We start from the raw sequence: 7,789 nt of genomic DNA, 5'->3' as shown, positions 1-7,789 counted from the left end.
CCCACGTCGCGTCCGGTGCGGCTCCCGCTACGACGGTCCGTCCACGTCGCGTCCGGTGCGGCTCCCGCTACGACGGTCTGTCCACGTCGCGTCCGGTGCGGCTCCCGCTACGACGGTCTGTCCACGTCGCGTCCGGCGCGGCTCACGCTACGACGGTCCGTCCACGTCGCGTCCGGCGCGGCTCCCTCGTCGGCGGTCACACCACTCCGCGACGGCTCCCGACGATGCCCGATGACACCGTCGTACCCGCCCACAGGTCCGGGTCCGTGCAGCCCTCGGCACAGTGCATCCCGCAGGTGGGGCACACCCAGAGCGTGTGGTGCCGGTCGACCGTGCACCCGCAGGTGACGAACCGCTCCGACGGCCGGCCTGGGCCGCTGGTGGTCCACCGGTGCCCCGCGGGGCAGCCCGGCGGCGGGACCCGCACCCAGCCGCGTGGCGTGCGCTGCCACTTCGACCAGTCGACCTCCCGGATCATCGAACAAGTGTACGAGCAACGCTCGATCGCTCGTTGGCCCCGCTATCGCGTTTGCGCAGGTCAGCGACGAATGTCGGTGGCGGGTCGTACAGTTGTTCTATGTCCGGATCGGGTGAACTCTGCGGCGGGGGGTGAGGGTGATGACGGCGGTGCTCGACGCGGTGGACGTCCTCGCCCACACGCCGGTCGGTGCTCTCGCCGCCCCGCCACGCGTCGCCGCGGACTCACCCGCCGTCGACGGCCTGCCGGCGGACGCACCGTCTGCGCGCACCTCGACCGCGGCGGGTTCCGACCATGGCCCGCTGGTGTGGGGCGACTCGTCCCGCGGTGCGCGGCCTGGCGCGGCGCCCGCGGTCCGGCCCGGCGCACGGGTGGTCGATCTGGGTCGCGTGGAGAGCTTTCCGCTGCCGGGCGTGGCGGTCGGGGAGCTCGCCGCCCTGCTTGCGGACCTGCCGCTCGCAGACGTCTCGGACACCGCCCTGGTCAACGCGGCGACGGCCTGGCAGCAGGTCATCGCGATGGCGCAGGCGAGCCAGGCCGCGGTGATCCGGGAGATCGAGGCCCGCACTCCCGATGCGTCGGCGCGTGTGCCCGACGAGCTCGCGTGCGCACTGGTGTGCACCACCCGAGCCGCCCAGGACCTGTTCCTTCGCGCGTGGGGAGCCGGGCGGCACCCCGCCGTCGGCCGCGCCTGGGCGACAGGCGCGATCGAGGCACGCAAGGTCGACGTGATCCTGACCGAGGCTGGTCACGCCGCGCCCGGTGTGGTGGACGGGGTCGTGGCCGACGGTCTCGCGCGTGCCGGGGACATGACCGCTCCACAGCTCACCCGGCACCTGCGCGCCACCGTGATCGCGACCGACCCGACCGCCGCGGAGAAGCGCCGGGTGGCCGAACGGGCGCGGCGCAGCGTGGAGCTGGTCCTGGCCCCGGACGCGATGGCCCGACTGATCGCCTACCTGCCCGCGGAGCACGCGACCGCAGCGTTCACCGCGATCGACGCCCTCGCCGGGCACGCCGCCCTGGACGGCGACACCCGCACCGTCGACCAGCGCCGCGCGGACGCGTTCACCGACGTCTTCACCACGATCCTGGACCGGCAGGCCACCCCCGACGGCGCCCCGCTTCCCACCCGGCACGGGCAACGCGCCGCGCTTCAGGTCACCGTCGCAGCCAGCACCCTGCTCGGCCTGGACGACCAGCCGGCGAACCTGGGCTCCTACGGGCCGATCCCCGCCCAGGTCGCCCGCGAGCTCGCCCAGGACGCGACCTGGCGACGCCTGCTCACCGACGCCTCCGGGCAGGTCTGTGCCGTGGGCACCGTGACCTACCGGCCCGGCGCCGACCTCACCCGGACAGTGCAGGCGCGGGACGTCACCTGCACCTTCCCCGGCCCGGCCACCCGCTGCGAGATCGACCATCGCGTCGCGTACGACCATTCCCACTCAGGCGCCGAGCACGCCCACGACCCGCAGACGTCGATCGACAACCTGCACGCCCTGTGCAAGCACCACCACCAGGCGAAGACCAAGGGCTGGTGGCGGGTCACCCACGACCGTCGCACCGGCGTCTCCACCTGGACCGACCGCCACGGCCTGACCTACGCCCGCCACCCCGCTCGGATCCTGGTCGCCCCCAGCGCGTTCGAGCACGGCCCACCACCCCCACCACCCCGCGACTGGGGCGACCCACCGTTCTGACCTGCGCTGAGCCGCTGTCGAGTGTGGAGCCCCGCCGCGCGTGCGCGGATCAACCGCACCAGTCGAGCCGGCCGCAGGAGCCGCCGGTCGGATGAACCCTCGGTCGCGTCGACCTGAGAGACCTCGGCCACCGACCTACTGAACTCGGCCCCGTCGACCTACTCGATCTCGGTGTGGCCGCCCCGATCCACCGACCACCGCCACGGGGTGGGGTCCGGGACCGCCGACCGTTCCGGCTGCACCTGGAGCTCGGAGCCTCCTTGGGCGAGCCGGGCGATCAACTCCGCGACGGTGACCCGCGACGGCGCACCGGACTCGTCGAACGTCACGGGGACGTCCCGTCCGGCGATCGTCCCGCGGGCGTCGCACCCCCGTCCGCTCCGTGGACGACGACCGTGCCGCTCGCTGTCGGTGGTCCACGCCAGGATGGGGCGATGGACATCGACGACGCCCGGCGGTCGGCGCTCGCGCTGCCCGAGGTCACCGAGCGGGAGAGCTGGGGGCAGCCCGCCTGGTTCCACCGCAACCTGATGGGGCGGATGTGGGACGCCGACCGGCTCACGGTCCGGGTGGAGGACGACGGGGAGCGCCTCGCCCTGGTGGAGCAGGTGCCGTCGCTGTACTCGACGACCGACCACCACGCGGGCACCAACCTCGTGCTCATCGCGCTCGATGTCGTGGATGCCGAGACCCTGCGGGCGCACCTCGCGGAGTCCTGGTGGTGGGCGGCACCGCCCGTGCTCCGGCGCCGGTACCCCCACCTGGGCCCGCCGGACGAGGTCTGAGCCGGGGAGCACGGCCTAGGCTCGCAAGAAACGAGGGACGAGGGAGCAGATGACCGAGCCCGACTGGGTCCGTCACGCGATCTGGTGGCACGTGTACCCGCTGGGCGCCGTCGGCGCGTACCCCGGGGAGCCGCCCGGCCCGGACGAGCACCGGCTCCGCCGTCTGGTCTCCTGGCTCGACCACGTGGTGGCGCTCGGCGCGTCCGGCCTCCTGCTCGGCCCCGTGTTCGCGTCGACCACGCACGGCTACGACACGGTCGACCACCTGCGCATCGACCCGCGTCTCGGCGACGACGGCGACTTCGACACCCTCGTCGCGGAGGCCCACGGACGGGGTGTGAAGGTCCTGCTCGACGGGGTGTTCAACCACGTCGGCCGGGACTCCGCGATCGCGCGTCGGTCGGTGGACGCGATCGAGGGCCGGTCCGACGACGAGGTCTGGCTCCTGCGGGACGCCGAGGGCGCGTTCGTCGGGTTCGAGGGCCACGGGGCCCTGGTCACGCTGGACCACGCGCACCCGAGCGTCGTCGACTACGTGGTCCGGGTGATGAACCACTGGCTGGACCGCGGCGCGGACGGCTGGCGGCTGGACGCGGCCTACGCGGTGCCGACGACCTTCTGGGCGCAGGTGCTCCCCCGCGTGCGGGCCGAGCACCCGGACGCGTGGTTCGTCGCCGAGGTCATCCACGGCGACTACCCCGCGTTCGTGCAGGAGTCGACCGTCGACTCGGTGACGCAGTACGAGCTGTGGAAGGCGATCTGGAGCTCGATCAGCGATGCCAACCTGTGGGAGCTCGCCTGGTCGCTGACGCGGCACGACGAGTTCCTCGAGTCGTTCGCGCCGCAGACGTTCGTCGGCAACCACGACACCACCCGTATCGCCAGCACCATCGAGGACCCCCGGCACCGGGCGCACGCGGTCGTGGTGCTCTGCACGGTCGGTGGCACCCCGACGGTCTACGCGGGCGACGAGCTGGGGTTCACCGGTGTGAAGGAGGAGCGCGAGGAGGGAGACGACGCGGTCCGCCCCGAGCTGGCCGTCGACGGCCCGGGAATCGTGGAGGATGCGGTGCTCCGCCTGCATCAGGACCTCATCGGACTGCGTCGTCGGCATCCGTGGCTGCATCGCGCCCGAACGACCCAGGTCGCTCTGACCAACACGACCTTCGTGTACGAGGTGCGCGACGGGGACGACGCGCTGCTCGTCGCGCTCAACCTCGACGACGAGCCGCTCGCCCGCCCTGCCGGCGAGGTCCTGGCCTGCGACGACGCCAGCCGCGAGCGGGACGACGTCGCGCCGCACGGCTGGGCGGTCGTCGCCCCGTAACGCCGGGAAGGGCGGCACGGGACGACGTCGCGCCGCACGGCTGGGCGGTCGTCGCCCCGTAGCGCCGGGAAGGGCGGCGCGCCGGTACCCAGCCGGCCCACCGCCCCTCCCTCACCGCACCCCCGGCGGGATCACCAGGTGGACGGCGCGGGGGGCACCACCACCGGCGGACGGTCGTCGCACGTGATCGTGTTCGGCAGCTGCCACGACCCGAACCAGGGACCGGTCGTCCCGCCACCGTCGTTGCCGCCGAGGTCGATCGACGACCACTCGGACCCGGTGGGCGGGAAGTTGAACGACCCGCAGTTGTTGATGCCGACGGCACCGACGTTGCGGGCGTCCACGTTCTCGAACGTCGCCGACCCGGCCGCCCGGGCGCTGAGCACCGAGGTGCCGGTGCCGTCCACGCGGATGTCCTTGAAGCGCAGGTTGGTGACCGAGTAGAGGTCCTTCACGGGCCAGTCGGCGACGACCATGATCGCGTTGTAGGTGTTGTCGAGGAAGTGGTCGCCGACCACCTGGACGTCCGCGTCGATGTTCCCCTGGAGCGCGTAGAACCAGATCGCCCCGAGCCCGATATTCCAGTTGAGCTCATAGGTGCCGGCCCGGACGGTCGTGTTGTCCGTGATCCAGAGGCTGCCGGTGAACGGCTCGGCGCCGAACCGGGAACCCACCTGGATGCCGCTGCCCTCGCGGATCGGGTCGGCGACGAGGTTGCCGACGAGCGTCGTGTCGTGACCGCCGTAGATCGCGATCCCGTTGGCGAGCGTCGGCGTCTGGACCGTGTTGTTCTCGAACCGGTTGCCCGAGTTGGTGGTCGTCTCCGCCCACATGGCCAGGCCGTCGTCGCCGGTGTTCCGCACGACGTTGTTCGCCGCCACGGAGTTCGTCACGCCGGTGTGGAAGTTCAGCCCGTCAGCGATCTGGTCGACGAGGTAGCTGTTCCTCACGACGAGGTTGTCCATCGGGCCGTCCACCCACACGCCGACCTTGGTGTGCTGGATGTAGAGCCCGTCGATCGTGGAGTCGCTCAGGGCACCGCCGATGCCGTTGACCTGGTCCGTGTCGATGCGCTCCCGCACGTCGCCCTGGATCGCGAACCCGGACAGGTGGACGTTCGACGAGCCCCCGACGGACGCGTCCTTGCCGTAGAACCCGACGCCGGTGTGGACCGAGCCGTCGGGTGCCGGGGTGGACAGCGCCACTTCGCGACCCCGGATGATCGTGTACCAGCTGCCGGCACCCTCGATCGTGACGTCGTCGACGACGATGTGCCGGTTCACCTGGTACGTCCCCGGCGGCACGTACACGTGCAGGTCCTTCTTCTGCGCGAACGCGATGGCCTTGTCGAACGCGTTCGCGGAGTCCTTGCGGCCGGACGGGTCGGCGCCGAAGAGCAGCACGTTCGCCGCCTTGAGCCGGACGTGCGGGAGCCCGACCTGCTCGGAGTCGAGCAGGTCGATGGTGGTCCAGGCGGCGTTCGTGCCCTGCGGGGCGGTCAGCCGGACCTTCGCACCCGCGGGGTAGGTGCGACCGAGCAGCAGGCGCTGCTCGTCGTAGAAGTGCATCGGCCGGAACGGCGTGGTGATCGTCGGGGTGGGGGTGGTCGCCGCCGGCACGCAGCCGCACTCGGTGATCCACCAGTCGGGGTGCAGCAGCCCGGCGTTCGGGTCGTTGGTGAACGGGTACTGGTTGTACAGCCACGAGTACTGCGAGGTCAGGGTCACGGTCCGCTTGCCGGAGCCGTTGACGGTGACGTCGAGGGGGGCGGTGATCCCACCGCCGGTCGCCGAGTCCGGGATCGCGTAGCGGACGGTGAGCGCGTTGGCGGCCTTCGGCAGCGTGAACTCCACGTACTGCCCGGGCAGGAGCTGCACCGCCGAGCGTCCCGACGCCTCCGCGGGCAGCGTGTACGCCGTCCGGTCGGGACCGATCACGGTGCCGGTGGTGACGGCCTTCTCGGCCTCCTGCTCGAGGAACGGGACGGTCGCACCCCGGCCGCTGACCAGCGCGGGGTCGAGGGCCGCCCGGGTGACCGGGGTGGGCACCGGCGCGGGCGGACGACCGTGGGCCGACGCCGCACCGCCGGTGCCGACGACGACGGCGACGGCCAGCGCGACGGCGAGCACGCGGGGTGCCCGACGACGGCCGGACCAGCTGACTGTGTTCCTCACGGAGCGCCTCCTTGCGCAGCCGGGACGGCGCTGGGGTGACAGGGGGCACCGCGCCGCGTGGACGGGACACACCGTACGTTCTGGACAATCGGGTAGACAAGATCGAATCGGACAAAGCAAGAACTTACGCATCTGGACGCAAGATCAGTTCGCGAGCCGACGGAGGCGCAGTCGATGCACCGCAGGAAGCGGGTGCACCGGGACTGTCAGGCGTCCAGGTGGCTGACCTCGTCCCACACCTCGGCCCAGGAGCCGCGCGGCCCGTCGCACACCTGCACCGCCCCGCCCTGCTCCTCGTTGTCCACGTCGACCCCGTTGTCGACGACGCCCACGTCCCGGCACCCGACCGCCCACGCCGGCGGTCCCCCGTACCCGACCAGGACCACGGGTCCGACCGGTCCCGTCGGCGGCCCCCACGCGGCGTACCCGTTGTGGCCGCTGAACACCGGGACGTCGGACCCGTACCACTCGAGGGCGCCGGCCTCTCCGTAGTTCGCGGTGACGACGAGCCTCGCCCCGCTGTCCGCGACCGCCTGACCGACCTCGTCCACGAGAGCCGGCCAGCCGATCATCTCCGCCTGGTCGTCGTTGATCTCCGGGTACACCGAGGCGCCGAACGGCCGCTCCGGCAGGAGCGGCAGGGCCGCGGGCCAGGCGACGAACGCGCCGAGCCCGAGCACCACGCCGGTGACCACCAGACCTCGTCGGGACCACCGCTCCTCGAGCCCGCACGCGCCGGCCGCCAGGAGCACCGGGACCGCACCCACCACGTAGTACGCCTTCCCGCCGCTGACCAGGAACACCACCACCAGCAGCAGGAACGCCCACGCCAGCGGCTTCGCCCGCACCAGCACGGGCTCGCGCAGCAGCCGCACGAGCCCGTAGAGCCACAGCGCGGCGGCGACCGGGCTGAGCTGGACCAGCAGGAGCCCGACGAACTCCAGCCGCGGGCCGAGCCCGGAGTACTCGTCGCGGATGTCGGCGGCGAGCTCCAGCTGCGGCCACCCGTGAGTCGCCTGCCACACGAGGTTCGGCAGCCAGATCAGGACGGCGAGGCCCGCGCCCGCCCAGGCCCACGGCGAGCGCAGGTGGTGCCGGACCTGCGGGGTCAGTGCGACGCCGACGACGATCCCGACGAGCAGGAACGCCACGAGGTGCTTGTCCAGCAGGGCCACCCCCGAGAGCACGCCGACCACCAGCCACCCGCGCGGCGCATCGCGGGACAGCGTCCGCAGCACGACGTACACGATCGCGACCCAGAACAGGGTGTCGATCGTCGTGGTCGACAGGATGTGCCCGAGGGTCACGACGACCACCCCGGTGCC

General features: G+C 72.4%; 7 protein-coding genes. 3 read left to right on the top strand and 4 right to left on the bottom strand.

Going from position 1 to position 7,789, the window contains the following annotated elements:
• Nucleotides 1-196: 196 nt before the first annotated feature.
• Nucleotides 197-478, bottom strand: coding sequence for a hypothetical protein (locus tag AC1DUQ_RS16120; protein WP_477061177.1), 282 nt, complete (start codon nucleotides 476-478; stop codon nucleotides 197-199).
• Between the two features lie 140 nt (nucleotides 479-618).
• Between AC1DUQ_RS16120 and AC1DUQ_RS16115 the strand changes: the two genes are divergently transcribed.
• Nucleotides 619-2,178 carry an HNH endonuclease signature motif containing protein gene (locus tag AC1DUQ_RS16115; RefSeq protein ID WP_477074130.1) on the top strand — a complete coding sequence of 520 codons (1,560 nt, stop codon included), beginning with the start codon at nucleotides 619-621 and terminating at the stop codon, nucleotides 2,176-2,178.
• Between the two features lie 158 nt (nucleotides 2,179-2,336).
• Here AC1DUQ_RS16115 and AC1DUQ_RS16110 read toward each other — a convergent pair whose 3' ends face one another.
• On the bottom strand, nucleotides 2,337-2,507 hold the full coding sequence (locus AC1DUQ_RS16110) for a hypothetical protein (RefSeq protein WP_477061175.1): 171 nt from the start codon (nucleotides 2,505-2,507) through the stop codon (nucleotides 2,337-2,339).
• Between the two features lie 105 nt (nucleotides 2,508-2,612).
• Between AC1DUQ_RS16110 and AC1DUQ_RS16105 the strand changes: the two genes are divergently transcribed.
• Complete coding sequence (locus tag AC1DUQ_RS16105; protein WP_477061174.1) at nucleotides 2,613-2,963, top strand: MmcQ/YjbR family DNA-binding protein; 351 nt, start codon at nucleotides 2,613-2,615, stop codon at nucleotides 2,961-2,963.
• 49 nt (nucleotides 2,964-3,012) lie between these two features.
• Nucleotides 3,013-4,290 carry an alpha-amylase family glycosyl hydrolase gene (locus tag AC1DUQ_RS16100; RefSeq protein WP_477061173.1) on the top strand — a complete coding sequence of 426 codons (1,278 nt, stop codon included), beginning with the start codon at nucleotides 3,013-3,015 and terminating at the stop codon, nucleotides 4,288-4,290.
• A gap of 131 nt (nucleotides 4,291-4,421) precedes the next feature.
• Here AC1DUQ_RS16100 and AC1DUQ_RS16095 read toward each other — a convergent pair whose 3' ends face one another.
• Both AC1DUQ_RS16095 and AC1DUQ_RS16090 read right to left on the bottom strand, forming a co-directional pair.
• A complete protein-coding gene (locus tag AC1DUQ_RS16095) occupies nucleotides 4,422-6,464 on the bottom strand; it encodes a glycosyl hydrolase family 28-related protein (protein WP_477061172.1) in 2,043 nt (680 codons plus the stop codon).
• 206 nt (nucleotides 6,465-6,670) lie between these two features.
• On the bottom strand, nucleotides 6,671-7,789 hold a 1,119-nt coding region (locus tag AC1DUQ_RS16090), incomplete at its 5' end, for a glycosyltransferase family 39 protein (RefSeq protein ID WP_477074129.1).

The organism is Cellulomonas sp. P4_B5_2 (assembly GCF_056402235.1).
Note: the sequence above shows the minus strand (reverse complement) of the source record. Positions and strands in the feature narration are given on the sequence as shown.

Coding starts and splice junctions, on each gene's coding strand:
- AC1DUQ_RS16120 (WP_477061177.1), bottom strand. CDS start 478: ATGATCCGGGAGGTCGACTGGTCGAAGTGGCAGCGCACGCCACGCGGC.
- AC1DUQ_RS16115 (WP_477074130.1), top strand. CDS start 619: ATGACGGCGGTGCTCGACGCGGTGGACGTCCTCGCCCACACGCCGGTC.
- AC1DUQ_RS16105 (WP_477061174.1), top strand. CDS start 2,613: ATGGACATCGACGACGCCCGGCGGTCGGCGCTCGCGCTGCCCGAGGTC.
- AC1DUQ_RS16100 (WP_477061173.1), top strand. CDS start 3,013: ATGACCGAGCCCGACTGGGTCCGTCACGCGATCTGGTGGCACGTGTAC.